Origin of the sequence: Pseudomonas sp. ANT_H4 (assembly GCF_008369295.1) — a bacterium.
Taxonomy (GTDB): domain Bacteria; phylum Pseudomonadota; class Gammaproteobacteria; order Pseudomonadales; family Pseudomonadaceae; genus Aquipseudomonas.
Genome location: NZ_VOBG01000015.1, coordinates 117385 through 143557 on the forward strand (window position 1 = coordinate 117385; position 26173 = coordinate 143557).

General features: G+C 59.3%; 21 protein-coding genes and 1 pseudogene. 15 read left to right on the plus strand and 7 right to left on the minus strand.

The features are described from left to right. Positions 1-61: 61 nt before the first annotated feature. Complete coding sequence (locus tag FQ182_RS19345; RefSeq protein ID WP_149413054.1) at positions 62-2239, minus strand: hypothetical protein; 2178 nt, start codon at positions 2237-2239, stop codon at positions 62-64. A 206-nt stretch (positions 2240-2445) separates the two neighbouring features. After that, a complete protein-coding gene (locus FQ182_RS19350) occupies positions 2446-4710 on the minus strand; it encodes a bifunctional diguanylate cyclase/phosphodiesterase (protein WP_149413055.1) in 2265 nt (754 codons plus the stop codon). 289 nt (positions 4711-4999) lie between these two features. On the opposite strand from FQ182_RS19350, the gene FQ182_RS19355 reads away from it, so the two are divergent. Continuing rightward, entirely contained in the window at positions 5000-6346 is a 1347-nt protein-coding gene (locus FQ182_RS19355; RefSeq protein WP_149413056.1) for an MFS transporter, read from the plus strand. A gap of 65 nt (positions 6347-6411) precedes the next feature. Here FQ182_RS19355 and rapA read toward each other — a convergent pair whose 3' ends face one another. Continuing rightward, entirely contained in the window at positions 6412-9258 is a 2847-nt protein-coding gene (gene rapA, locus FQ182_RS19360) for an RNA polymerase-associated protein RapA (RefSeq protein ID WP_149413057.1), read from the minus strand. A 216-nt stretch (positions 9259-9474) separates the two neighbouring features. Between rapA and FQ182_RS19365 the strand changes: the two genes are divergently transcribed. From FQ182_RS19365 to ccoM, 3 genes are all read left to right on the plus strand, one after another. Next, complete coding sequence (locus FQ182_RS19365; protein ID WP_149413058.1) at positions 9475-9816, plus strand: aspartate-semialdehyde dehydrogenase; 342 nt, start codon at positions 9475-9477, stop codon at positions 9814-9816. Between the two features lie 61 nt (positions 9817-9877). Continuing rightward, the gene (locus tag FQ182_RS19370; RefSeq protein ID WP_149413059.1) at positions 9878-10084 is read left to right on the plus strand and encodes a hypothetical protein; all 207 of its coding nucleotides are present in this window, start codon (positions 9878-9880) and stop codon (positions 10082-10084) included. A gap of 143 nt (positions 10085-10227) precedes the next feature. Beyond that, a complete protein-coding gene (ccoM, locus tag FQ182_RS30730; RefSeq protein ID WP_306108728.1) occupies positions 10228-10344 on the plus strand; it encodes a cytochrome c oxidase subunit CcoM in 117 nt (38 codons plus the stop codon). Between the two features lie 161 nt (positions 10345-10505). On the opposite strand, the gene FQ182_RS19375 is transcribed toward ccoM, so the two are convergent. Together FQ182_RS19375 and FQ182_RS19380 are read right to left on the minus strand one after the other, a co-directional pair. Further along, positions 10506-11981 carry an inorganic phosphate transporter gene (locus FQ182_RS19375; protein WP_149413060.1) on the minus strand — a complete coding sequence of 492 codons (1476 nt, stop codon included), beginning with the start codon at positions 11979-11981 and terminating at the stop codon, positions 10506-10508. Between the two features lie 371 nt (positions 11982-12352). Beyond that, entirely contained in the window at positions 12353-12553 is a 201-nt protein-coding gene (locus FQ182_RS19380; RefSeq protein WP_029297082.1) for a hypothetical protein, read from the minus strand. A 662-nt stretch (positions 12554-13215) separates the two neighbouring features. Between FQ182_RS19380 and pcaR the strand changes: the two genes are divergently transcribed. The 11 genes from pcaR (at position 13216) to pcaC (ending at position 23917) form a co-directional block, all read left to right on the plus strand. Further along, positions 13216-14058 carry a pca regulon transcriptional regulator PcaR gene (gene pcaR / locus FQ182_RS19385; RefSeq protein WP_149413061.1) on the plus strand — a complete coding sequence of 281 codons (843 nt, stop codon included), beginning with the start codon at positions 13216-13218 and terminating at the stop codon, positions 14056-14058. Positions 14059-14235: 177 nt separating this feature from the next. Then, positions 14236-15582, plus strand: coding sequence for an MFS transporter (locus FQ182_RS19390; protein WP_149413062.1), 1347 nt, complete (start codon positions 14236-14238; stop codon positions 15580-15582). A gap of 148 nt (positions 15583-15730) precedes the next feature. Further along, positions 15731-16588 (plus strand): CoA transferase subunit A, encoded by an 858-nt coding sequence (locus FQ182_RS19395; RefSeq protein WP_149413063.1) that lies wholly within the window; start codon positions 15731-15733, stop codon positions 16586-16588. Then, positions 16585-17367, plus strand: coding sequence for a CoA-transferase subunit beta (locus FQ182_RS19400; RefSeq protein WP_178114485.1), 783 nt, complete (start codon positions 16585-16587; stop codon positions 17365-17367). The genes FQ182_RS19395 and FQ182_RS19400 overlap by 4 nt, the downstream gene beginning before the upstream one ends. Continuing rightward, the gene (gene pcaF, locus FQ182_RS19405) at positions 17364-18572 is read left to right on the plus strand and encodes a 3-oxoadipyl-CoA thiolase (protein WP_178114488.1); all 1209 of its coding nucleotides are present in this window, start codon (positions 17364-17366) and stop codon (positions 18570-18572) included. Before FQ182_RS19400 ends, pcaF begins: the two co-directional genes overlap by 4 nt. A 19-nt stretch (positions 18573-18591) precedes the next feature. Continuing rightward, entirely contained in the window at positions 18592-19296 is a 705-nt protein-coding gene (gene pcaH / locus FQ182_RS19410; RefSeq protein ID WP_149413066.1) for a protocatechuate 3,4-dioxygenase subunit beta, read from the plus strand. A gap of 1 nt (position 19297) precedes the next feature. Next, positions 19298-19864: a protocatechuate 3,4-dioxygenase subunit alpha gene (gene pcaG / locus FQ182_RS19415; RefSeq protein WP_149413067.1), complete on the plus strand. Its 567-nt coding sequence runs from the start codon at positions 19298-19300 to the stop codon at positions 19862-19864. A gap of 136 nt (positions 19865-20000) precedes the next feature. Continuing rightward, on the plus strand, positions 20001-21296 hold the full coding sequence (locus tag FQ182_RS19420) for an MFS family transporter (RefSeq protein ID WP_133099335.1): 1296 nt from the start codon (positions 20001-20003) through the stop codon (positions 21294-21296). 48 nt (positions 21297-21344) lie between these two features. Then, positions 21345-22709: a 3-carboxy-cis,cis-muconate cycloisomerase gene (locus FQ182_RS19425; RefSeq protein ID WP_149413068.1), complete on the plus strand. Its 1365-nt coding sequence runs from the start codon at positions 21345-21347 to the stop codon at positions 22707-22709. Between the two features lie 10 nt (positions 22710-22719). Continuing rightward, the gene (gene pcaD, locus FQ182_RS19430; protein WP_149413069.1) at positions 22720-23511 is read left to right on the plus strand and encodes a 3-oxoadipate enol-lactonase; all 792 of its coding nucleotides are present in this window, start codon (positions 22720-22722) and stop codon (positions 23509-23511) included. Positions 23512-23521: 10 nt separating this feature from the next. Beyond that, the gene (gene pcaC, locus FQ182_RS19435; RefSeq protein WP_149413070.1) at positions 23522-23917 is read left to right on the plus strand and encodes a 4-carboxymuconolactone decarboxylase; all 396 of its coding nucleotides are present in this window, start codon (positions 23522-23524) and stop codon (positions 23915-23917) included. 134 nt (positions 23918-24051) lie between these two features. Here pcaC and FQ182_RS19440 read toward each other — a convergent pair whose 3' ends face one another. Further along, positions 24052-24951, minus strand: coding sequence for a polysaccharide deacetylase family protein (locus FQ182_RS19440; RefSeq protein WP_149413071.1), 900 nt, complete (start codon positions 24949-24951; stop codon positions 24052-24054). 85 nt (positions 24952-25036) lie between these two features. Continuing rightward, a pseudogene (locus FQ182_RS19445) lies at positions 25037-26047 on the minus strand (OprD family porin); the annotation flags it as partial. Between the last annotated feature and the right edge of the window lie 126 nt (positions 26048-26173).

The following is a 26173-nucleotide window of genomic DNA, read 5'->3' on the forward strand; positions in this document are numbered from 1 at the left end:
TTCGTCATTACAACACGGTCAAATATGGGGGCTGGCTTGCCTGCGATGAGTGCGGCGTGGTTTAGGCCGTCTTCCCCGTATGGTTATTCAAGGAAATAACCTTGGTCTTACCAATCCGGTGACGGTAAATCTCACGCAAGTACTTGATGGCCTTCTTCACGCAGTCCCGCGACAGACGAATGTCGTTGATCGAGACAAACTTGTCCTTGTCGTTGATCAGCTCGCGGTACTTCTTCTCATACATCGGCTTGATCGCGTACCAGTTGGTATCGAGGATTTTCGCCGGGTTTTCGAATTCGTTGAGCAATTCGTCGATACGGTCCTCGTCGAAGTCCTCGTGGATGATGAAGTCGAGGATCGAGTTGTCGAGCGTGTCGTCGAAGCGATACGGATTACGCGCAAAGCAGCGTTTGATAAAGGCCACGATCAGCGTCAGGAAGTCGTCCGACAGGCACGGGCTCTTGGCGATCAGGGTGGTCAGTGAGAGGTTGGCCGACGCGCCGATCACCAGAGCATAGCGCTTGAGGGTGGTGTTGGGAAACAGGCTGTTGAGATGGGTCTTGAGCCGATTCAGGTCCATATAGGACAGCTTGTAGTCCTTGGGCAACGAGACGATCGAGACCACCGACGAGCAGTTCTTGAAGAAGTGCAGGTCGTGCAGGGCCGCCGCGTCATAGCCGGAGTTCTTGTACTGCTCAAGGGACGCCTTATAGCGCTTGGACTCGATGGGCAGCAGGCTGATGCCTTCGATGGCCTGGGTGACCTTGTTGAAGTGCGGCAGGTCGATGGAGCGGAAGAACAGGTCGTCGATGTTCAGGCGCTGAGGCTCTTTTTCGAACACCTTGAACTTGTCGCTCGAAGGCGTCGGGGTTTCCGGTACCACTGATTCGGCGTACGCAATGGCCACGGGGCCGGCCAGGCTCATAAACAGGTCGTTGGCATCCAGGCGAATGGTTTCGCCGATGTCGATACCGGCCCGACGGAAGTAGTTCTGGTCGTAGTCGGTGGTCACCGCCTGGGCGGTCAGGATATTGAAAATCTGCTGTGATATGTACTGGTTGGCGTGTTTTTCCATGGCATTGACATCAATGTTCTGGATGTTGCCATCGTCGCTTTCTTCGGCGTAACGCATGATGTCGTTGGAGATCAGCATCATCGCGTTCCACGGCCGAATGCGCCCCTTGACGCTGGCTTCGCTGCTGTCTTCGTTGTCGAAGTTGTAGGAAAAGTCCCATTCTTCAGACAGATATTTACACAGCAGCCGACCGGCGTTGATGTGCAGTGCCTCGGACATCTCACTGCGGTGATCGGAGATGTTCGGCAGTACGCAAATGCCGCTGGTGAAGATCGGTTCGAAGACGAAAGCGTGGCCGCTCTTGCTGTCATGCTCGTCGGCAGGCTTGGTGTCGAACGTCTTGTTCATGTACGAGTGTTGCTGGGCCAGGCCGAATTCCGAGGCCATGCCCGAACCGGTACCGCCGCCGGCGCTGAAGATCGAAAAGTACAGGCGCGACTGGTTGGCCTTGATGCCGCAGGAGTCGATCAGGTACGAGTGGATCATTTTCCAGTCGGGGCTGGAAAAACGCTGGGTATCCTTATTGAGGATGATCTTGGCCAGGTACTGGCCGAGGATCGGCGCGTTGCCGGCGCCACCGGCATGGACTTCCGAAAGGTCCATGATTTTCATCTTGCTGTAGTCGCGCAAAAAGCCGCTTTTCTCACCCTTGCGTGAGAAGCGAATACGCCCGGCGATGTCTTTGTCCAGGTCGCCGAGCATCACCAACGGCTCTACCAGGAATACCGGTTTACTGGCTTTGCCGGAACCCAGGCGCAAGTTGTTGCGAAGCCACTGGGCCGGGCTATAGCCCTTATTCACTGACTTGTCTTCAGTGCTGAACTCGTTCAAGTAAAACTTGCGGGCGTTGTACACCAGTTCCGCGACGTCCAGTGCAATGTTCGAACCGCAACGACCCAGGCCGATCAGGCAGACCGAAGGAAACTCCTGCTCACCGCGCAGCTCACTGTCACCTTCCAGATGGGGAGGGCGCGGGAACACCATGTCCCGCAGTCCATCGAGGTTGTCGAGGATACGGTCGGTGTTGGTTTCGGTGAAATACAGGTATTGCTGAGTGGCCAGCGCACGTGAACTGCTCAATGACTTTGGACCTGAGGTTTTTTCCGCAGGAGCTGTCAGCGACACGTCGGATACCGCGGTGGCAGGATTATTTTTAGAAGTCATTGTGCGCCATTATGCCTGGACGGATGGCTGACAAATATCAAAGAGCCATCACTGAGTGAGAGTTCGCGACTTTACCGCGCGTCACGGGCCGGAGCGATAGGGTTTAACCTTAGATTCTCTAGGGGGAACTCGCGCCGGACTCTCATGGATCGGCCGTTGGTCGGACTTCTTTAATCAAATGATGGCGATTTGCCAAATGGCGGATATCAGCGGATCGGCCTCACAACCGAGGGCGGCCCTGCACATCCCGAAGCAGGAGCCTTCGGTACCGAGGCTTCTTTTCCGCCCATCAGACTCAGTGAGTTGAGCAGGTTGCGTTGATCAAGACCGGCGATCACTGCGGCTATTTCACTGGCCGGCACTGCCGCGCTGAGCAGGTAGCCCTGAACGAAATCACAGCCGTGCTGGGTCAATACTTCCAACTGTTGCAGGGTTTCGACCCCTTCGGTGATCACTTGCAGATGCAGAGTGTGGGCCATGCCTATGATCGCCTGGACGATTTCCACGTCCGCATTGGATTTTGGGATGTCCTGAATAAACGAACGATCGATTTTCAAGGTATTGAGGGGCAAGCGTTTCAGGTAGGCGAGGGATGAATAGCCGGTGCCGAAGTCGTCGATGGACAGCGAGACCCCCAGCGCGCGGATTTGCCGCAGGAGCACCAGGGTGCTGCTGATGTTGCCCATCAGCGCATTCTCGGTCACTTCCAGCTCAAGGCGATTGGCGGCAATGCCGCTGCTGCGCAGGGCACTTTCGATTTCATCCGCCAGCTCTTCACGGGCCAGGTTCAGTGCTGAACAGTTCACCGCCATCGTCAAGTAGGGGTAGCCCTTTTCAGACAGCAAGCTCAAGTCGGCACAGGCCTGGCGCAACACCCAGTTGTCCAGTTCGGCAATCAGCCCGTTGTTTTCGGCAATGCTGATAAACCGCTCGGGAGGCAGCAGGCCATGTTGCGGATGTTGCCAGCGCACCAGGGCTTCGAGCCGAGTGACCTGGCCTTTTTGCAGGTCAAGAATGGGCTGGTAATACAGCGCCAGTTCGTTGCTGTTACGCAGGGCGTTGCGCAACTCTTCTTCCAGTTGCAGTTCAAGAAAGGCCCGGGTTTTCAGGTTGGAACTGAAAAAGTTCAGGCTGTTACGGCCTGCGTCCTTGGATTGGTAAAGCGCCAGGTCGGCGGTTTTCAGCAGCTCCTCGCTGGTTGCGCCGTCGTCGGGGAAGATGCTGATGCCAATACTGGTGGTCATGACCATGCGCCGCCCGGCCAGCTCGATGGGCTCTTTCATTTTCTGCATGATGCGCTGGGCCATATGCCGTGCTTCGTCGCGATGGTGAATGCTGATGAGGATGCAGAATTCGTCACCGCCGAAACGGGCGACCACATCGTTGTGGCTGCGCACCGAGCTTTTGATATGGCTGGCCAGCACGGTAAGCAATTGATCGCCGGCGTCATGGCCGAGGCTGTCGTTGATGCGCTTGAAGTGATCTATATCCAGGAAAATCACCGCCAACATGCCTTCGTCCATGGTTTTTTCCGCCAGTTTCTCTGCGAAAATCTGGTTGAAACCACGGCGATTGAGCAGGCTGGTCAAGGCGTCGTAATGGGCTACTTTCTGCAGGGACACCCGTGCCTGGTCCAGTTCGCTGAGCAATGCATTGACTCGGCGCAGGTCGCGTTCCTTCTGTTCCAGTTTCTTGTCCGCCAGAGCGGCGCTGATGCTGCTGCCCACCACCAGCAGTGTGATGACGGCGACCGACAGGCCCAACTGCATCGGGTTATTGTCGATGGGCAGCGACGGTGTAACGCCCGTGGGTACCAGCAACTGCATGGCGGCCATGGCCGTGAAATGCATGCTGATAATGCCCACCCCGAGCACCAGGCTGGCGCCATATTTAAGCAGTTGGTGAAACCTCCCGCTGCTGTTACGCAGGTAATGGGACAACAACAATGCTGCGAGGCTGGTGCTGATGGCGACCATCACTGATAACACAAACAGTCCAGACTGAAAGTACACCTGTGCGTCAGAGCGCATCGCCGATATGCCGACGTAATGCATCAAGGCAATGCCCAGCCCCATCCACACGGACGCCCGCAGGTACTGGCGAAAATGCAGTTGCGCATGACTGAGGGTTTGCATGGCGAACAACGAGGCGATCATTGCGATCAGCAACGAGGCAAAGGTCATGATCAATTCGTAATGAATGGTGATCGGTGCCTGGAAGGCCAGCATGCTGATGAAGTGGGTCGACCAGATTCCCCCCGCCAGGCAGCTGGCACCGACCCAACGCCAGCGTCGCTGGGACAGGGGATTGTCGACGTGGCCGACGCGTTCGGCCATGTCCAGGGTGCCGAAGCTCGCCGCGCAGGCGACCAGGTAAGCCAGTAGCACCAGAAAGGGGTTATGACTGCAATTGAGTAATAAACGCCCGTTCTCTGGAAGGTCGGTAAAAAAATGCAAACCAAGCCATTCCATAGCATGTCCCGTCACAGAGTCGTTGCCTGACAATGAACTTGAGTATAGAGAGAGTGGGAGGGTTGCAAGGCGTAATGGCAAAATGATACTGATCTTTTTGCGATGAGTTTATAAGCAACTAGAACCAAATGAATGGGATGACGTGAGGCGCTCGGGACGGTAGCCCCATGGAGTGATATCAGACTTACGAATCATTACAGACAATCCCGGCGAGGCTGACTAGATTGCAGGTTCCGGGCTCAGGATGCGTCTGGCATCGCAGCTCATATAACAATAAAGAGACGGACCCATGCAGAACTCGACCCAAGCGGCGAATGCCTGGCGCATTCTGTTCCTGCTGTTCCTGGCGAACCTGTTCAATTTCTTCGATCGCACCATCCCGGCGATTATCATCGAACCGATTCGCATGGAATGGCACCTCAGTGACTTCCAACTCGGCATCATCGGTACTGCGTTCACCATCGTCTACGCCATTGCGGGCCTGCCGCTGGGACGCATGGCCGACACCGGTTCGCGCAGCAAGCTGATGGGCTGGGGCCTGGCGGCCTGGAGCGGGCTAACGGCGGTCAATGGCATGGTTGGCAGTTTCTGGACCTTCCTGCTGGTGCGCATGGGTATCGGCATTGGTGAAGCCAGCTACGCTCCGGCTGCCAACTCGCTGATTGGCGACTTGTTTCCGCCGCACCGCCGGGCGAGGGCCATGGGCATTTTCATGCTGGGCCTGCCGTTGGGCCTGTTGCTGGCGTTCTTTACCATCGGCGCGATGGTCAAGGCTTTCGACAGCTGGCGCGCGCCGTTCTTTATTGCCGCCGTGCCGGGGCTGATCCTCGCGGTGTTCATGTTCTACATCAAGGAACCCAAGCGAGGCGCTGCGGAAGCCGTGCAAGTCTCCCAGGAAAAGGTCGATCGGCCGATCCGTCGGGTGCTGGCGATACCGACCTTTCTCTGGCTGGTACTGGCCGGGCTGTGCTTCAACTTCGCCACCTACGCGTGCAACTCGTTCCTGGTGCCGATGTTGCAGCGCTACTTTCTGATGCCATTGCAGGAAGCGGCTGTCGCCACTGGGGTGATTGTCGGCGTGACCGGGTTGTTTGGTCTGACACTGGGTGGTTGGGTGGCCGACAAGATTCACCAACGTATCCCCAATGGGCGGCTGTTGTTCGCCGCCTTCAGCCTGATTATTTCGACGGTGTGTACGGCGTGGGCTCTGCACGCGGGGCGTATCGAGATTGGCGTGTTCGTTGCTGTGTTCAGCGTTGGCTGGCTGTTTGCCTATAACTTCTACACATGCGTCTACACCGCGATTCAGGACGTGGTGGAACCGCGCCTGCGGGCCACGGCCATGGCGCTGTTTTTTGCCGGGTTGTATTTGTTGGGTGGTGGCATGGGGCCGGTGGTGGTGGGTGGTCTGTCCGATCACTTTGCCCATACGGCGATGTACGCGGCGGGTGCTGAGCAAATGAGCGAAGCCTTTAAAGCTGTGGGCCTGCACGACGCCATGTACCTGATTCCGGTCGCGCTATTTTTGACTATGGTGTTTCTGTTTCAGGCATCGCGGTGTTTTGTGAAGGATGCCCAGCGAATGAGGGATGGGTTGGGAGTGGTGGAGGTTGCGAGCCCGGCGGTCACGGCTTGATGAGCTCAGATTAAAAGAAGGCCCGCATTGCGCGGGCCTTTTTGTTCAGCAGGGCAGGGTGGTAATCAACCCGCTACCAACACCCGAATCGCTTCCAGTCGCAGCGCCGCCTTGTCGAGCATGGCCAGGCCTTGCTCACGTTGCTGACGCAGGGCAATCAGTTCGCTGTCGCGCACGGTCGGGTTGACCGCTTGCAGGGCGCTCAGGCGTGCCAGCTCTTCGTCGGTGTCGGCGGCCAGACGGCGCTGGGCCTCGGCTACGCGCTCGGCGTGACGCGGGGCGATCTTCTCTTCACCGGCATTGATCCGTGGCGTCAGTTGATCGCGCTGGGCCTGTACGAACTTGTTGGCGCTGGCCCGTGGCACGCTTTCCAGCTGATCGTTTAAGGTCTCGAATGACACCCGGCCTGACAGGTCATTGCCGTTGGCATCCAGCAGGCAGCGCAGCGCCGCCGGTGGCAGGTAGCGGCCCAGTTGCAGCGAACGCGGGGCAACCACTTCGCTGACGTAGAGCAGTTCCAGCAGCACGGTGCCCGGCTTGAGGGCCTTGTTCTTGATCATCGCCACGGCGGTATTGCCCATGGAACCGGACAGTACCAAGTCCATGCCGCCCTGGACCATCGGGTGTTCCCAGGTGATGAACTGCATGTCTTCGCGCGACAGCGCCTGGTTGCGGTCGTAGGTGATGGTCACGCCTTCGTCGTCGCCCAGGGGGAAGCTGGCGTCGAGCATTTTTTCGCTGGGCTTGAGGATCAGCGCGTTTTCCGAATGGTCTTCGCTGTCGATACCGAAAGCGTCGAACAGGGTTTCCATGTAGATCGGCAGGGCGAACTGGTCGTCCTGTTCCAGGATGTCTTCCACCAGCGCATCACCTTCGCCGGCGCCACCGGAGTTCAGCTCCAGCAAACGGTCGCGACCGGTGTGCAGCTCAGCTTCCAGGCGCACGCGCTCGGTGCGGGCTTCGTCGATCAGCCCTTGCCACTCGTCGTCATCGGCGTTTTCCAGCAGCGGCAGCAGGCGCGGGCCAAACTGATGCTGCAAGGCGTTGCCGGTCGGGCAGGTGTTGAGGAAGGCGTTTAGCGCTTCGTGATACCACTGGAACAGCCGCTGTTGGGGGCTGGTTTCCAGGTACGGGACATGCAGCTCGATTACATGCTTCTGGCCGATCCGGTCCAGACGGCCGATCCGCTGTTCCAGCAGGTCGGGGTGGGACGGCAGGTCGAAGAGCACCAGGTGGTGGGAGAACTGGAAGTTGCGGCCCTCACTGCCGATTTCCGAACAGATCAGCACCTGGGCACCGAACTCTTCATCAGCAAAGTAGGCAGCAGCACGATCCCGCTCGAGGATGTTCATGCCCTCGTGGAACACCGTGGCCGGGATGCCGGAGCGCACGCGCAGGGCGTCTTCCAGGTCCATGGCGGTTTCGGCGTGGGCGCAGATCACCAGGACCTTGGTGCGCTTGAGCATTTTCAACTGGTCGATCAGCCACTCGACCCGAGGGTCGAAGCGCCACCAGCGTTGTTCTTCCTCTACGTCCGGCAGGGCCTGGAAGCTGACTTCCGGGTACAGCTCGGCATGTTCGCTCAATGGCAGCTCGAGGTATTCGTCCGGGCATGGCAGCGGGTAGGCATGCAGCTTGCGCTCCGGGAAACCCTGCACGGCAGCGCGAGTGTTGCGAAACAGCACGCGGCCGGTGCCGTGGCGGTCCAGCAGTTCGCGGACCAGGCGGGCACTGGCTTCGGTATCGCCATCGTTGACGGCGGTCAGCAGGGCTTCGCCTTCGTTGCCGAGGAAGTTCTGGATGGTCTTGTGCGCGGTTGGCGAGAGACGGCCCTTGTCCAGCAGCTCCTGGACGGCTTCGGCTACAGGGCGATAATTTTCGCTCTCTGCGCGAAAAGCGTGCAGGTCGTGGAAACGGTTTGGGTCCAGCAGGCGCAGACGGGCGAAGTGACTGTCCTGACCCAGTTGTTCCGGGGTGGCGGTGAGCAGCAGTACGCCAGGAATGACTTCGGCGAGTTGTTCGACCAGCACGTATTCAGGGCTGGCATTTTCTTCGTGCCAGACCAGGTGGTGGGCTTCGTCGACTACCAGCAAGTCCCAGCCGGCGGCGAACAGTGCGTCCTGGGCTTTCTCGTCATCTACCAGCCATTCCAAGGCTACCAGCGCGAGCTGGGTGTCTTCGAACGGGTTGGCGGCATCGCTTTCGATAAAGCGTTCTTCGTCGAACAGCGCCACTTGCAGGTTGAAGCGGCGGCGCATTTCTACCAGCCACTGGTGCTGCAGGTTTTCCGGCACCAGGATCAGCACGCGATTGGCACGACCGGACAGCAACTGGCGATGGATCACCAGGCCGGCTTCGATGGTCTTGCCCAGACCTACTTCGTCTGCCAGCAAAACCCGCGGCGCGATACGGTCGGCCACTTCGCGGGCAATGTGCAGTTGGTGCGCAATCGGCTGCGCACGCACGCCGCCCAGGCCCCAGAGCGAGGATTGCAACTGGCGACTGGTGTGCTCCAGGGTGTTGTAGCGCAGAGAGAACCAGGCCAGTGGGTCGATCTGCCCGGCGAACAGACGGTCGCTGGCCAGGCGAAACTGGATAAAGTTCGACAGTTGGGTTTCTGGCAGGGTAACGACTTCGTTCTGCCCATTGAGGCCGTGATAGACCAGCAGGCCGTCGACGTCGTCGACTTCGCGCACGGTCATTTTCCAGTCTTCGAAATGGGTGATGGTGTCACCCGGCGAAAACCTCACGCGAGTGAGGGGCGCACTCCGTAGCGCATACTGGCGAGTCTCGCCAGTGGCCGGATAGAGCACGGTCAACAAGCGACCGTCCTGTGCCAGAACGGTGCCTAACCCTAGCTCTGCTTCGCTGTCACTAATCCAGCGTTGCCCCGGTTGATACTGCTGCGCCATGCTGCCTGACTCCCACCGTGAAAAAGCCGACTATTCTAACGGAACAAGGCTCCCAGACCAAAAGGAATAGGAGCAGCTTCACGCTTTAAGCTACAAGCGGCAAGAAAAAGGGCGGTGCGTTTATCAGATAGATGACGATTGGTTCACACACTGGTGACTCCAGATTCAAGTCGTCGTCCCGGCAGCCGACAGTCTGCTGACAGGAGACCAAAAATTATGCTGCCACCCATCTTGCCCTTGAGTGTTGTGCCGGTTACATCGCAACTCGATCCGGTGCGTCCAAAGCCCGATATTCCGCCGGTAGTACCCGTGCAGCCGGGCTCTAACGAAAGTACTATCGACCTGAAAAAACGCGATGCGGAGCAGTCGACCCTGCTGCTGCGCGAAGAGCAGCGGCGTCAGCAGGAACAGCAAAAGCGCCGGCGTGAGGCCGATGATGATCCCGAACAGCACTTGGCCATTCCTGGCGATGAACTCAATGCCGATAACACCGTGCCCGTGGCGCCGCTGATCGACGATGCGCCTCGGCAAGGGTTGTGGGTGGATGTCGAGGTTTAAACGCGTAGCTACACATATTTTGTTTGCCGGTATTTGCCGCAAGGCGGGCCAGGACGCATTATTGAACCCTTCCAGCCACCACGTAAGCCAAGCCATGAGTGATGACGACAAGCTGATCGACCTGAATGCCGAACGGGCCAAACGTGTCCACGACCTCAATGACAAGCGCCTGAATGAAGTGCGCCAGGCCTTCGAGCAGGCCATGCCGATGCTCCTGGGCAAGGCAAAACCAAAGAAAAAGCAGAAAAACAAACCGAAAAAGCGTTGAAGCGCCCTACATCTATTGATGTAGGTCAGTTATTTCCCTTCTTTACGCCCCGTTGCGGGCGACATTGATCCTCGTCAATTTATCCCCCCGTCTTCTTGGTTAACTTAGCCCTATCGCAACAGGGCAAGAGCAGGAGGCCAGTCATGTTTTTCGATAATGTGGTGTTTGCCGGAGTGCTGACTGTCGGCCTCATGGTGTTGTTCTTCGTAGGATTTGGATTTTTTATCTGGAAAGACGCCAATAAGCGTAAAAGACCATAGGTTTTTCTGGATTACATGAGCACGCAAGGCATTTTGGGCGACTTCGGTCGCCCTTTTTTTTCGCCTGAAATAATCATTCCCAGGCCCCGCGTCGCGTCGATCACGGGCATAAAAAAGGTGCGAACCTTGCGGATCACACCTTTTTTATTACCGGTCGACTATCAGCTGCCGAGGGCCTTGGACGCCAGCCAGAACAGGCCGGCCGACAAGCCCACCGTTGCAGGCAGGGTCAGTATCCACGCCATCAGGATGGTTTTCACCGTCCCGCTTTGCAGGCCGCTCTTGTTGGCAACCATGGTGCCCGCTACGCCCGAAGACAGGACGTGAGTGGTGGACACCGGCAGGCTGAAGATGTTGGCCAGGCCAATCATGCTCGCGGTGGTGATCTGTGCCGACATGCCTTGGGCATAGGTCATGCCCTGCTTGCCGATCTTCTCACCGATGGTCAGCACCACACGTTTCCAGCCGACCATGGTGCCCAGGCCCAGGGCCAGGGCTACTGCCAGGATCACCCAGAACGGTGCGTATTCGGTGGTGGCTGTCAGGTCTTTGCGCAGTTTGTCCAGATCGGACTTCTCGCGGGGATTGAGGCCAGGCAGCTTGCCGACTTTCTTCGCCGTGTCGTCCAGGCACAGCAGGTAGCGACGCACCTCAATGCGGTGCTCTGCGGTCAGCGAATGGTAGTCAGAGACACCCTTCAATGTGCCGAGAAGGGCGGTGATGGTTGGTTCGGTCTGCTGTGGGTTGCAACGGAACTTGCCAGGCAGGTCGTCTTTGACGCTCTTGCCCAGGGCGAGGAAGTCGCCGAGGGTTTCCTGGTTACGCTGGTAGAACTGATTGAGGTGCAGGGTGGCGTCGCGGGTACGCTCGATCTGGTAGGTGGTGCTGCCCAGGTCGAGTACGAACTGCGCGGGCACGATACCAATCAGCACCAGCATGATCAGGCCGATACCCTTCTGACCGTCATTGGAGCCGTGCACGAAACTCACGGCCATGGCGGAAATTACCAGCACCAGGCGGTTCCAGAAAGGCGGGTGCTTCTTGTCGTCGATCTTGCGGCGCTGGTCTGGCGTCTTGTGCATCTTGGACAGCGGGCGCCACCATTTCAGGATGATCAGTACAAGGGCTGCGACCAGGAAGCCGGCTATGGGCGAGGCCACCAGCGATGCGCCGATATCGATCGCCTTCTGCCAGTTGACCCCGTCAGCCAGTGGGATGTCGTTGATCAGGGCGTTGGCCAGGCCGACACCGAGGATCGAACCGATCAGAGTGTGGGAGCTGGACGCAGGGATCCCGAAATACCAGGTACCCAGGTTCCAGGTGATCGCCGCTGCCAACAAGGAGAACACCATGGCCAGGCCATGGCCGGTGTTCACATTGATCAGCAGTTCCACCGGCAGCAAGTGCACGATGGCATAGGCGACGCCTACCCCGCCGAGCAACACGCCGAGGAAGTTGAACAACCCGGAAAAGAACACAGCCAGGTGCGGCGGCATGGCTTTGGTATAGATGACTGTGGCAACCGCGTTAGCGGTGTCATGAAAGCCATTGATGAACTCGAAGGCGAGGACAAAGGCCAGGGCGAGCAATAGGCTCACAAGAACCCAAGCATCCAGTCCGCTGAATAAATCGATCATGAAGGTTTTCTGACCCGGTCGTAAGGGGGCGCGATTATGCCAGAAAACCTTGGTAATCGATGCACTAGCTGCTCATCGGTAACATTCTTCAACGAAAAAGTTTGTGGGAAGGGCGCGCATCCCAGTCATTCCGGGGATATGGCAAGTCACTGATTTATAAAGCGTAGGGCTGATGAGGTGGGGTGCGACAACGATGGCGGGGGGGCTGAAACAATCGTATGAAATTTCGGTAAGGCAGGCAGAAGGGGCGCCAGGATGGCTTTGCGCAGGTATGTGATTGGTGTCAAATACACTGGCATGGACCGGGGAGCCTCCTGCCAACAGTGCGTTGGCAGGGCACAGGCAACCCTTGGCGACTCAACCCGAGCGGCTTAAGGCTCTTCGGCTTTGAGGTCCTTTTCAATCTTTTGAATTTCCTGGGCAAAAGCCTGATCGAGCAGACTTGCTCGTTTGCGCCATGGTTTGCGCTCAGGTTCTGGCTGGGCGGCGTAGGTGGTGACTTCCCCGCCGTAAACATCCTTGTAACGTTGCTCCTGGCGCTCAAGTTCCGCGCGCAGTTCGTCTTTCGTCACATTGTTACCTAATTGAGTTGAGTTTAATTCCGGTGAAGCGCGATGCGTGGAAGACGTTCATCGCATTACCTTCAAGTGGTACCGATAAAACTGCTCGGTTTTTGAAGGTATACACAATAAACCACTTCTTTATTGCATGCGGCCACGGCACCGGAGAAGAACAGCTGCCGTAGCAATAGTTTTCTTTCAAGTCACAAGCAATTGGCAGGCATTTGAAATGGATGACAGGTACTTGCGACAAGGCACAGGCAAAGCATAGGGGAGGCTCGGTGAGATCTGAAATCGTTCTTGACGCTGGCCGACCTCCTCACATAGCTCATTATAGCGATGCATTTGAATAACACTATCGCCAACAAGTTAAAAATCGTCAACTTGGCCTGTAGGTTTTTTTTCGAGAGTAGTGCCGAACTTTTGGCGTCACACTTGCTAAATATTCTACAAGTGCGAGTTGAGATCAAAATGTTGTTCGGCGTATAGCGGATTCCATGAGTCGATGCAGTGCCCTTCATTCAAACGGGTGGACAGGGAGCATCACAAACAGGCCGGGAAATTGCGATAATCGCATGCCTGTCCGATAATCGCCCAATGTTGCCGGCCTCGCCTTGTGTATCCGTTGCCAGACGGCTTGTAATAGCGGTTGAAAATAAGATAAGGGCCCAGAAATGAACGATCAATTGCGCAACTCCTTCGCATCAGTGGCGCCGCCGATCGTTGCGTCACCGGCCAAGCGTATCCAGGCGTTTACCGGTGATCCGGATTTCATGACCTCCCTGGCTCGCGGCTTGGCGGTGGTGCAGGCATTCCAGGAGCGCAAGCGCCACCTGACCATCGCGCAGATTAGCCATCGCACGGAAATTCCCCGCGCCGCCGTGCGCCGTTGCCTGCATACCCTGATCAAGCTCGGCTACGCCACCACCGACGGGCGTACCTATTCACTGCTGCCCAAGGTCCTGACCCTGGGCCATGCCTATTTGTCGTCCACACCCTTGGCGGTTTCTGCCCAGCCGTACCTGGACCGTATGAGCGAGCAACTCCACGAAGCCTGCAACATGGCCACCCTGGAAGGTGATGACATCCTTTATATCGCCCGTTCGGCCACCACCCAGCGCCTGATCTCCGTGGACCTTTCGGTGGGTGGGCGTCTGCCGGCCTATTGCACGTCCATGGGCCGGATACTGCTGGCGGCCCTCGACGATGCCTCGTTGCAGGACTATCTGGATCATGCCGACCTGCAAATCAAGACCAGTCGCACCCTGGCCACGCCCCAAGCGTTGCTCGAATGCCTGCAACAAGTGCGGCAACAGGGCTGGTGCATCGTCGACCAGGAGCTGGAACAGGGCCTGCGCTCCATCGCCGTGCCGGTGTATGACGCCTCAGGCCAGGTGCTGGCTGCACTCAACGTCAGCACCCATGCCGCACGGGTCAGCCGCAGTGAGCTGGAGCAACGTTTTCTGCCCAGCATGCTTAGCGCTAGCCAGGAGTTGAGTGCCCAGCTGTTTGCTTAAGCTGTTCGGTGACCGCACAGGTCCCGGTTTGATGAATTGACGGTGTTTCCCCTGGCTCATTAATGTCGCGGCAGCGCAATTGACCGCAACGGTGCCTGCCGTCCAAGTCCCTGTGCCGCCCAATAATAATGACGAGATAATCCTCGTTCCCCCGCCCATAGGTGTGGAATAAAAATAATGAATCAGCCTTCGTCTTCTGTTGGGACTTGCCTGGATGTGCAGTCCTTCATCAATTCCCAGCCGCTGTCGCGCTATCAGTGGCGTGTAGTGATCCTTTGTTTCCTGATTGTGTTTCTCGACGGCCTCGACACCGCGGCCATGGGTTTTATCGCCCCCGCGTTGTCCCAGGATTGGGGCATCGACCGCGCCAGCCTCGGCCCGGTGATGAGTGCCGCGTTGATCGGCATGGTGTTTGGCGCCCTGGGTTCGGGACCCTTGGCCGACCGCTTTGGCCGCAAAGTGGTGCTGGTCGGCGCAGTGTTGGTGTTTGGCGCCTTTAGCCTGGCGTCGGCCTATAGCTCCAACGTCGATCAATTGCTGGTGCTGCGATTCCTTACCGGCCTTGGCCTGGGCGCCGGCATGCCGAATGCCACGACCTTGCTGTCCGAATACACCCCGGAGCGCCACAAGTCGCTGCTGGTGACCAGCATGTTCTGCGGTTTCAACCTGGGGATGGCCGGTGGCGGGTTTATCTCGGCCAAGCTGATCCCTGCGTTCGGCTGGCACAGTCTGTTGCTGATCGGTGGCATCTTGCCGTTGATTCTGGTGGTGGTGTTGCTGGTGTGGCTGCCGGAGTCGGCGCGTTATCTGGTGGTGCGCAATCGTGGCACCGACAAGGTGCGCAAGACCCTGGCGCCCATCGAACCGACCATTGTCGCCCAGGCCTCAAGCTTCAGCGTCCCCGAGCAGAAAACCGTCAAGGCACGCAACGTGTTTGCAGTGATTTTCTCAGGCACTTACAGCACTGGCACCTTGCTGCTGTGGCTCACGTACTTCATGGGCCTGGTGATTGTGTACCTGCTGACCAGCTGGTTGCCCACTCTGATGCGTGACAGCGGCGCCAGCATGGAGCAGGCCGCGTTTATCGGTGCCTTGTTCCAGTTTGGTGGTGTGCTCAGCGCTGTGGGCGTGGGTTGGGCGATGGATCGGTTCAATCCCCACAAGGTCATCGGTATCTTCTACCTGTTGGCCGGGGTATTTGCCTACGCAGTCGGGCAGAGCCTGGGCAATATCACAGTGTTGGCGACGCTGGTGTTGATCGCCGGGATGTGTGTCAACGGTGCCCAGTCTGCCATGCCATCCCTGGCCGCCCGCTTCTACCCGACCCAAGGGCGCGCCACCGGTGTGTCGTGGATGCTGGGCATTGGTCGCTTCGGCGCGATTCTCGGTGCATGGATGGGCGCGACATTGCTTGGCCTGGGCTGGAACTTCGAACAAGTGCTGACAGCACTGGTGATTCCGGCTGCGCTGGCCGCGAGTGCGGTGGTGATCAAGGGCATGGTCAGCCATGCGGATGCGACCTGAACGCAACCGATAGCTAGACAACAATCTGTTCGATAATCGAACACTCAGTCGATTATCGGATTGTTTGGCACATTTCCCCGGCTTAACCTTCAAGCACTTCGGCGCCGCCCTCGGCGCCTTTTTCGATCAACACCGGGAGCCCAACCCCATGGCTGAAATCCTCACCCTGCACGATGCGGTGAAGCAGTTCGTCAACGACGGCGATACTGTCGCGCTCGAAGGCTTTACCCACCTGATCCCTACAGCGGCAGGCCATGAAATCATTCGTCAGGGCAAGAAAGACCTGACGCTGGTGCGAATGACGCCCGACTTGATCTACGACCAACTGATTGGTGCCGGCTGTGCGCGCAGGCTGATTTTCTCCTGGGGCGGCAATCCCGGCGTGGGTTCCCTGCATCGCCTGCGGGACGCGGTGGAAAAACAGTGGCCGCAGCCGTTGGAGATCGAAGAACACAGTCACGCCGACCTGGCCAATGCCTACGTCGCCGGAGCATCTGGCCTGCCGTTCGCAGTACTGCGAGCCTACGCAGGCTCTGACCTGCCCAAGGTCAACCCGCTGATCAAGACCGTGACCTGCCCGTTTACTGGTGAAGTGCTGGCGGCGGTGCCGGCGGTGCGCCCGGACATCACCGTGATCCACGCACAAAAGGCTGATCGCAAGGGCAACGTGCTGTTGTGGGGCATTCTCGGGGTGCAGAAAGAAGCGGCCCTGGCGGCCAAGCGTTGCATTGTCACCGTAGAAGAAATCGTCGATGACCTCAATGCGCCGATGAACGCCTGTGTGCTGCCAACCTGGGCCCTGACTGCCGTTTGTCACGTGCCCGGCGGCGCGCATCCGTCCTACGCCCTCGGTTACACCGAACGCGACAACCGTTTCTATCAAGCCTGGGACCCAATCGCCCGGGACCGTGGGACCTTTACCGCCTGGATTGACGAATACATCCACGGCACTGCCGATTTCAGCGAATTCCAGGCCAAGCTGGCCACCGTGCAGGAGGCCAAGTGATGGCTTACTCGACCAACGAAATGATGACCGTTGCCGCCGCGCGCCGCCTGAAGAACGGTTCGGTGTGCTTCGTCGGCATCGGCCTGCCCTCCAAGGCTGCCAACCTGGCGCGCCTGACCTCTTCGCCAGATGTGGTGCTGATCTACGAATCTGGCCCGATTGGCGCCAAGCCGTCGGTGCTGCCACTGTCCATCGGTGACGGTGAACTGGCGGAAACTGCCGACACCGTCGTGCCTACTGGTGAGATTTTTCGCTACTGGCTGCAGGGCGGGCGCATCGACGTCGGCTTTCTCGGTGCGGCCCAAGTCGATCGTTTCGGCAACATCAACACCACTGTGGTTGGTGATTATCACCAGCCCAAGGTTCGCCTTCCGGGTGCCGGCGGCGCGCCGGAGATTGCCGGTTCCGCCAAGAGCGTGCTGATCATCCTCAAGCAGTCGGCGCGTTCGTTTGTCGACAAACTGGACTTCATCACTTCGGTGGGCCACGGCGAGGGCGGCGATTCCCGTAAACGCCTCGGTCTACCAGGCGCGGGTCCGGTCGGGATTATTACCGACCTGTGCATCATGGAGCCGGAGGAGGGCACTCACGAGTTTGTGGTCACCGCGCTGCACCCCGGCGTGACCCGCGAGCAAGTGGTCGCGGCCACGGGTTGGGCGATTCGCTTTGCGGAGCAGCTCAGTACCAGCGCTGAGCCCACCGACATCGAACTGACCGCCCTGCGTGATCTTGAAGCCCGCACCGCCGTCGCCCATGGCCAAACCCCAGGAGAAGCCTGATGCGCGACGTATTTATCTGTGACGCCATTCGTACCCCCATCGGCCGTTTTGGCGGCGGCCTGTCCACCGTGCGTGCCGATGACCTAGCGGCGGTGCCGATCAAGGCGCTGATGGAACGCAACCCGTCCGTGGATTGGAACGCCGTCGACGAAGTATTTTTCGGCTGTGCGAACCAGGCCGGTGAAGACAACCGCAACGTGGCGCGCATGGCCTTGTTGCTGGCCGGCCTGCCGGAGAGCATTCCCGGCGTGACCCTCAATCGCCTGTGCGCTTCGGGTATGGACGCCATCGGCACAGCGTTTCGCGCCATTGCCAGTGGCGAGATGGAGCTGGCGATTGCCGGCGGCGTCGAGTCGATGTCCCGCGCACCGTTTGTGATGGGCAAGGCTGATGCGGCCTTCTCGCGCAACATGAAACTGGAAGACACCACCATTGGCTGGCGCTTTATCAACCCGTTGATGAAGGCTCAGTACGGCGTCGATGCGATGCCGCAGACCGCCGATAATGTCGCCGACGACTATAAGGTTTCTCGTGCCGACCAGGACGCCTTCGCCCTGCGCAGCCAGCAACGTACCGCAGCGGCTCAAGCCGCCGGGTTCTTTGCTGAAGAAATTGTCCCGGTACGCGTCGCCCATAAAAAAGGTGAAACCGTGGTCGAGCAGGACGAGCATCCACGGGCCGATATCACCCTGGAAGCCTTGACCAAACTAAAACCGGTCAATGGCCCGGACAAAACGGTTACTGCCGGCAACGCGTCGGGTGTCAACGATGGCGCCGCCGCGCTGATCCTGGCTTCTGCCGAAGCGGTGAAAAAACACGGCCTGACCGCCCGCGCCCGCGTGCTGGGCATGGCCAGCGCCGGTGTTGCTCCTCGTGTGATGGGCATCGGCCCGGTGCCAGCGGTCCGCAAACTGGTGGAACGCCTGGGTTTGGCTGTCAGCGACTTTGATGTGATTGAACTCAACGAGGCCTTCGCCAGCCAAGGCCTGGCGGTGTTGCGTGAGCTGGGCCTGGCGGACGATGCGCCTCAGGTCAACCCCAACGGCGGCGCCATCGCCCTCGGCCATCCGCTGGGCATGAGCGGTGCGCGCCTGGTACTGACGGCGCTCCATCACCTGGAAAAAACCGGCGGCTACAAAGGCCTGGCGACCATGTGTGTCGGCGTCGGCCAAGGCCTGGCCCTGGCCATCGAACGCGTTGAATAACAATAAAGAGGATTGCTCCATGAGTGACAAGCCCGGTTACCGGCGCCCGCAAGCGGGTACTCAGCCTGATTACCTGCACCCGGCCTACCAGTCGACGAACCTGCGTTCGCCGTCCAAACCGTTGGTGTTTCTGCCCCACTCCCTGTCGGAAATTACTGGCCCGACCATCGGCGCCGAGCACGTTAACGAGAAAGACAACGACCTGACCGCTCAGCACGCTGGCGAACCCCAGGGCGAGCGCATCATCATTCACGGGCGAGTGCTCGATGAAAACGGCCTGCCGGTGCCGGGCATCCTCGTGGAGATCTGGCAGGCCAACGCCGCCGGACGCTACAACCACACGCGCGACGTACACGACGCACCCCTGGATCCGAACTTCACCGGCACCGGTCGCACCGTCACCGACGCCGATGGCTGGTACCAGTTCCAGACCATCAAGCCTGGTGCCTACCCGTGGGGCAACCACCACAACGCCTGGCGCCCAGCGCACATTCACTTCTCGTTGTTCGGCCCCAGTGTGCTGACGCGGCTGGTGACCCAGATGTATTTCCCCGGCGACCCGTTGTTGGCCTACGACCCGATCTACAACTGCGTCCCGGATACGTCTGCCAAGGAACGCCTGATCGCCAGCTTTGACCTGGAAAAAACCATTCCTTCCTATGCCCTCGGTTACCGCTGGGACATCGTCCTGCGCGGCCGCGACGCCACGCCGATGGAGAAATGAGATGACCCTCAATGCGACCACGTCCCACACCGTTGGGCCCTATTACCACATCGGCCTGACCTGGCTGAACCGCGAAGACCTGGCCAATGCCCAAACCCTGGGCGAGCGCGTGGCGATCACCGGGCGTGTGGTGGATGGCAACGGAGATGTCGTCAACGACGCCATGCTGGAAGTATGGCAAGCCAACGCCGCCGGAAAATATGACCACCCTGAAGATGAACAGGACAAGCCCCTGGACGCCAATTTCGAAGGGTTTGGCCGGGTGCCGGTGGATGCGCAAGGGCGTTTTCGGTTCAGCACCATCAAGCCGGGCAGCGTGCCGGGTTTGAAGGGTACGACACAGGCGCCGCATCTGGTGGTGTTGGTGTTTGCCCGTGGCTTGGTCAAGCACTTGCTGACGCGGATTTACTTTGATGGTGAGACGGCTAATGGCGACGATCCGTTGCTGGCCTGTGTGCCAGAAGAGCGGCGGGGCACCTTGATTGCCAAGGCTGATGCTTCGGGTGTGTATCAGTGGAATGTGATTTTGCAGGGCACAGACGAAGAGACGGTGTTCTTCGATTATTGAGTGGGTTTGAAATTTATCGCAGGCAAGCCCGCGATGAGACCCATCCAGGCAACCCATACCCCAACGTTTACTTGCGGAACGAGTTTGTTGCAAAGTATGTCTAGACTTCAAACCGTTCCCAACGAGTGAAAAAAACATGACAACAACGACAAGTCACTACACCGGAGAAGAACGCCGCAAACGGATTTTTGCAATTGTCGGGGCTTCCTCCGGCAACCTGGTCGAATGGTTCGACTTCTACGTCTATGCCTTCTGCGCCATCTACTTCGCCCCGGCGTTTTTCCCGTCGGACGACCCCACTGTGCAACTGCTCAACACCGCCGGTGTATTTGCCGCCGGCTTCCTGATGCGCCCGATCGGTGGCTGGCTGTTCGGCCGGGTGGCCGACAAGCACGGGCGCAAGAACTCGATGATGATCTCGGTGCTGATGATGTGCGCCGGCTCCCTGGTCATCGCCTTTTTGCCAACCTACAAGGACATCGGCGCCTGGGCACCGGCCTTGCTGTTGGCGGCGCGATTGTTTCAGGGCCTGTCGGTGGGCGGCGAATACGGCACCACCGCGACCTACATGAGCGAAGTCGCCCTCAAGGGCCAGCGCGGTTTCTTCGCCTCGTTCCAGTACGTGACCCTGATCGGCGGGCAGCTGCTGGCAGTGTCGGTGGTGGTGATCCTGCAACAACTGCTCACCGAAGATGAACTGCGGGCCTGGGGCTGGCGGATTCCGTTCGTGATCGGTGCCATCGCGGCGGTGATCTCGCTGTTGCTGCGCCGCTCCCTGAAAGAAACCAGCAGCAAGGAAATGCGGGAAAACAAGGACGCCGGCAGCATTGCCGCGCTGTTCCGTGACCACAAGGCGGCGTTTATCACCGTGCTCGGCTACACCGCCGGCGGCTCGCTGATTTTCTACACCTTCACCACGTACATGCAGAAGTACCTGGTGAACACCGCTGGCATGCACGCCAAGACCGCCAGCTACATCATGACCGGCGCATTGTTCCTCTATATGTGCATGCAGCCCTTGTTCGGCATGCTCTCGGACAAGATTGGTCGGCGTAATTCCATGCTGTGGTTCGGCGCCCTCGGTACGCTGTGCACGGTGCCGATCCTGATGACCCTGAAAACCGTTACCAATCCGTTCCTGGCTTTTGTGCTGATCACCCTCGCCCTGGCGATCGTCAGTTTCTACACCTCTATCAGCGGCCTGGTGAAAGCGGAAATGTTCCCGCCACAAGTGCGCGCCTTGGGTGTCGGCCTGGCTTACGCGGTGGCCAATGCGATCTTCGGCGGCTCGGCGGAATACGTCGCCTTGGGCCTGAAATCCATTGGCCTGGAAAACACCTTCTATTGGTACGTTACCGGCATGATGGCGGTGGCGTTCCTGTTCAGCTTGCGTCTGCCCAAACAGGCGGCGTATTTGCACCACGATCTGTAACCGGTTGGCGCGCGCCCGTTGCGGGCGTGCGCGACCTAGGGATGGTTTATGACGACGCGCCCGAGCAATCAATTGTTCGACGCTTATTTCACAGCAGGCAGCATGGCCGAGGTGTTCTGTGATCAGGGCCGGCTGCAGGGCATGCTCGACTTTGAAGCTGCGCTGGCCCGGGCCGAGGCCCTGGTGGGGTTGATCCCTCAAGCGGCGGTCGCACCTATTGCCCAGGCCTGCCTGGCATCTCTCTACGACACGGTGGCGCTGGGCGAGGCGATTGCCACGGCGGGTAACTCGGCGATTCCACTGGTCAAGGCCTTGGGCAAGCAGATTGCTCAAGACGACGCTGGTGCCGAGCGTTATGTGCACTTGGGCGCCACCAGTCAGGATGTGATGGACACCGGCCTGGTGCTGCAACTGCGCCGCGCCGTGGAGCTGATCGAAAACGATTTGGCACGGTTGGGGGAAACCCTCGCCGTGCAGGCCCAGCGATATGCCGCCACACCGTTAGCGGGCCGCACCTGGTTGCAACACGCGACGCCCGTCACCCTAGGCATGAAAATCGCCGGCTGGCTTGGCGCGGTGACCCGCAGTCGACAACGACTGACGCAACTCAAGCCGCGTTTGCTGGTGCTGCAATTTGGCGGCGCCTGCGGAACCCTTGCGGCGTTGGGTGACCAGGCCATGCCTGTAGCGTTGGCACTGGCCGCCGAGTTGCAGCTGACCTTGCCGGAACAGCCCTGGCACACCCAGCGTGATCGCCTGGTGGAATTTGCCGCCGTGCTCGGCTTGATCGCCGGTAGCCTCGGCAAACTGGGCCGTGATATCAGCCTGCTGATGCAGACCGAAGCGGCGGAAGTATTCGAACCGTCGGCGCAGGGCAAGGGCGGCTCCTCGACCATGCCCCACAAACGCAATCCGGTGGGTGCGGCCGTGCTGATCAGCGCCTCGACCCGCGTTCCCGGCCTGGTGGCGACGATGTTCAGCGCCATGCCCCAGGAGCACGAGCGCAGCTTGGGCCTGTGGCACGCCGAATGGGAAACCTTGCCTGAGATTTGCCGGTTGGTCTCCGGCGCCTTGCATCAGGCCTTGCTGGTCAGCGAAGGCCTTGAAGTAGACGCCGAGCGCATGTCTCGTAACCTAGACCTGACCCAGGGGCTGGTGCTGGCCGAAGCGGTGAGCATCGTCCTTGCCCAGCGCCTGGGCCGCGAAACAGCCCACCATTTGTTGGAACAATGCTGCAAACGCGCCGTCGCCGAACAGCGCCATCTACGGGCCGTATTGGCTGACGAGCCGCAAGTTACCACCGAATTATCGGCCGCTGAACTCGATCACCTGCTGGACCCGGCGCACTACCTGGGCCAGGCACACACCTGGGTCGACCGCGCGGTGGCCGAACATGTTGCATTGACTGCCTGAGGAGGCTGCTGTGGGATTTGTACAACTCGCCGATGGCGAACTGAACTACCAACTCGATGGCCCCGACGATGCACCGGTGCTGGTGCTGTCCAACTCCCTGGGCACTGACCTGCATATGTGGGATGCGCAGATGCCGGCCTTTACCCAGTATTTTCGAGTGCTGCGTTTCGATACTCGTGGGCACGGCAAGTCCCTGGTCACCGAAGGGCCTTACAGCATCGAGCAACTGGGGCGAGACGTGTTGGCGCTGCTGGATTCACTGCACATTGACCGCGCGCATTTCTGCGGGCTGTCCATGGGCGGCCTGATCGGCCAGTGGCTGGGTATCAACGCCGGCGAGCGCCTGCGCAGGCTGGTGGTGTGCAATACGGCGGCGAAGATCGGCGAGCCAGCAGTGTGGAACCCACGGATTGAAATGGTCCTACGCGACGGTGCGGCAGCGATGGTTGCCTTGCGTGATGCGTCGATTTCCCGCTGGTTCACTGCCGATTTTGCCCAAGCCAACCCTTATCAAGCCAAGCAGATTACCGACATGCTGGCGGCGACCTCCCCGCAAGGTTATGCGGCCAACTGTGCTGCGGTGCGTGATGCTGATTTTCGGGAGCAGTTGTCATCGATCAAGGTGCCGACCCTGGTGATTGCCGGCACTGAAGATGCCGTTACGCCGCCGGCCGGTGGGCATTTTATCCAGGCTCATGTACAGGGCGCTGAATACGCCGAGTTCTATGCTGCGCACCTGTCCAATGTGCAGGCTGGCGCCGCGTTCAGCGACCGGGTGCTGGAATTTCTGTTAGCCCACTGAGGAGTCTTTTGTGGACGAGAAACAACGCTATGCCGACGGCCTGCAAGTGCGTCGCGAAGTGCTCGGCGACGCCCACGTCGACCGCAGCCTGAATGCCCTGACCGAGTTCAACTCGGAGTTCCAGGAAATGATTACCCGCCACGCCTGGGGTGATATCTGGACCCGTCCGGGCTTGCCTCGGCACACCCGCAGCCTGATCACCATCGCCATGCTGATCGGCATGAACCGCAGTGAGGAACTGAAACTGCACCTGCGTGCGGCAGCCAGCAATGGTGTGACCCGTGCCGAGATCAAAGAGGTGCTGATGCAGAGCGCGATCTACTGTGGGATTCCGGCGGCCAATGCGACCTTTCACCTGGCGGAGTCGGTGTGGGATGAGTTGGGCGTTGAGTCGCGGCAACTGTAGGAGCTGTCGAGCTTTAGCGAGGCTGCGATAGCGGTGGGTCAGGCACCCTCAATGTTGGCTGTGCTGACGCCATCGCAGCCTCGCTAAAGCTCGACAGCTCCTACGCTGGCTTGTGCTAGCCATCATTGCTTAAATCAGAAGGAATCAGCGTTCCACAGCCAATTCCACACGCCTGGAAAATGCACCGCGTCGTTGACATCACCCACTGTGCGAGCCATGGCGGCGCGTTGCAGTGTCGGGCGATCCGTGTAGAACGGCTCGGCAGCTGTCCTAAGGCCTGTGACTCGGGCGCTGTCCATCAGGATCTGCAGGTATTCCTGCAGATGCCGTGCGGTGTAGCGGTTGATGTCGTGAAAGGTCACCACCACCGGTATCACACCGTCCACTGTCGGCAGCTGCCCCAGGGCGATCTGCTCGCGCACTTGCGACAGTTGCCGTAGCAGGTTGGCCCGCCGCTGCGGGCTGCCATTGAAACCCCAGATCTTGCCGTCATTGGCGCTCAGGTCCGTCAGCAGGATGTGCAAACCCTGTTTCTGATAAGCCGCGAAGGTGCGGCTGTCGTAGTTCCAGAAGGGCGGACGTACCAGGGTTGGCGGCGCCCCAGTGATCGACGCAATGGTTGCCGCGCCCAGGCTGAGGGACTGTTCCAGTTCTTCGCAGTCAAGGAGGCGGTGATTGGTGTGCCAGGCAGTGGCGGTGTGGAAGCCCAGGATATGCCCGCCCGCGTGCTCACGCTCCATGGTTTTACGACCACGCGCGCTGCCGCCGGACCGAGACGCCTCGGTCTGCAAAAAGAAGATCGCCTTGATACCCGGTTGTACCGGGTTGCTGGCCAGGTCCGCGAGCACTGAACGGCTCGGATTGTCGAAGCCCGAGGCGCTGGGGCCGTCATCGAAGGTCAGCAAAAAGCGGATCGGCGCCTGGGCACGCAGGTTGTGTTCAGTCTGCGGTGTCAGGGCAATGGGAGGGCCGATGCAGCCGCCCAGGCTCAATGCCAGGGCAAGTACGGCTGAGGCGATGGCAAGGGATTTCATGGTGTGGACCGCGCTCGAATGAAGGCCGCCGCTGATTTGGATCAGCGGCGGCAGGGGCGCACCATACAGCAAGGTTGTCGCGTGTTTACAGCAGACTTAGCGGATAGCTGACGATCAACCGGTTTTCATCAAACTTATTGTTGCTGTAGTCCCGGCGCATGCTGGAATTGCGCCAGCGCACATTGAGGTTTTTCAACGTGCCGCTCTGCACCGTGTAGGCCAGTTCGCTTTCCCGTCCCCATTCCTTGCCATCGGTCACGGTGGCGGTGTGCACATTGCTGCCGCTGATGTAGCGGTTCATCACGGTCAGGCCTGGCACGCCAAGGGCGACGAAGTTGTAGTCGTGGCGCACCTGCCAGGATTTTTCCTGGGCGTTGTCGTAGCTGGCGTTGAAGCTGTCGTTGGCCAGGGTGCCGCCGCTGGTGCCATTGACCCGCATCCAGGCGCTGTCGCCGGTGAGTTTTTGCAGGCCGACGTAGAAGGTGTTGCCGCCGTACTTGGCCGAGAACATCCCGGACCAGGTCTTGTTGTCGAGGTTGCCGGCACGGGCGCTGCCGTCTTCCTTGCCGTAGAAGAATCCGAGGTTGGCCCCCAGGGTCCAGTCGCCCAGAGGTTGGCTGTGGATCAGATTGAGGTACTGCTGGCTGTAGATATCCTTGAGTTGGGCATTCCACACGCCGACCTGCGTGCGTTTGTCATTGAAGGCATATTCGCCTCCCTGGAAGTTAAACCGGTGGGAGGTGAAGGCGGTTTTTCCGAACATCGACATGTCGGTCATGCTGCTGTCGTCACGCGGGCTATTGGCGCGGAACTGGCCGCCGTAGAGGGTCAGACCGTCGATTTCTTTGGAGGTGATCTGCCCTCCGCGCAAGGTTTGCGGCAGTGAGCGGCCGTCATCCGAGCGCAGGATCGGCAGCACCGGCATCCATTCGCCTAGCTTCACCTCAGTCTTCGAGATGCGCGCCTTGAATGCTACGCCCAGGCGCCCGAAGTCATCGGCGGGCCGCCCATCGTGATCCAGTGGCAACAGTTGCGTGCCCCCGGTGCCGCGTCCGCCATCGAGCTTCACCGAGTACAAACCGAGCACGTCCACGCCTGAACGAGCCCCATGAAAGACAGGACACCGTTTCCCCCTTACGATAAGGGATAGGCAAACGGTTATGTTTATGACTAATAGCAACGATAAGAGTGGTGAGCTTTTGGGTCAGGAGCGGCGGCGCCG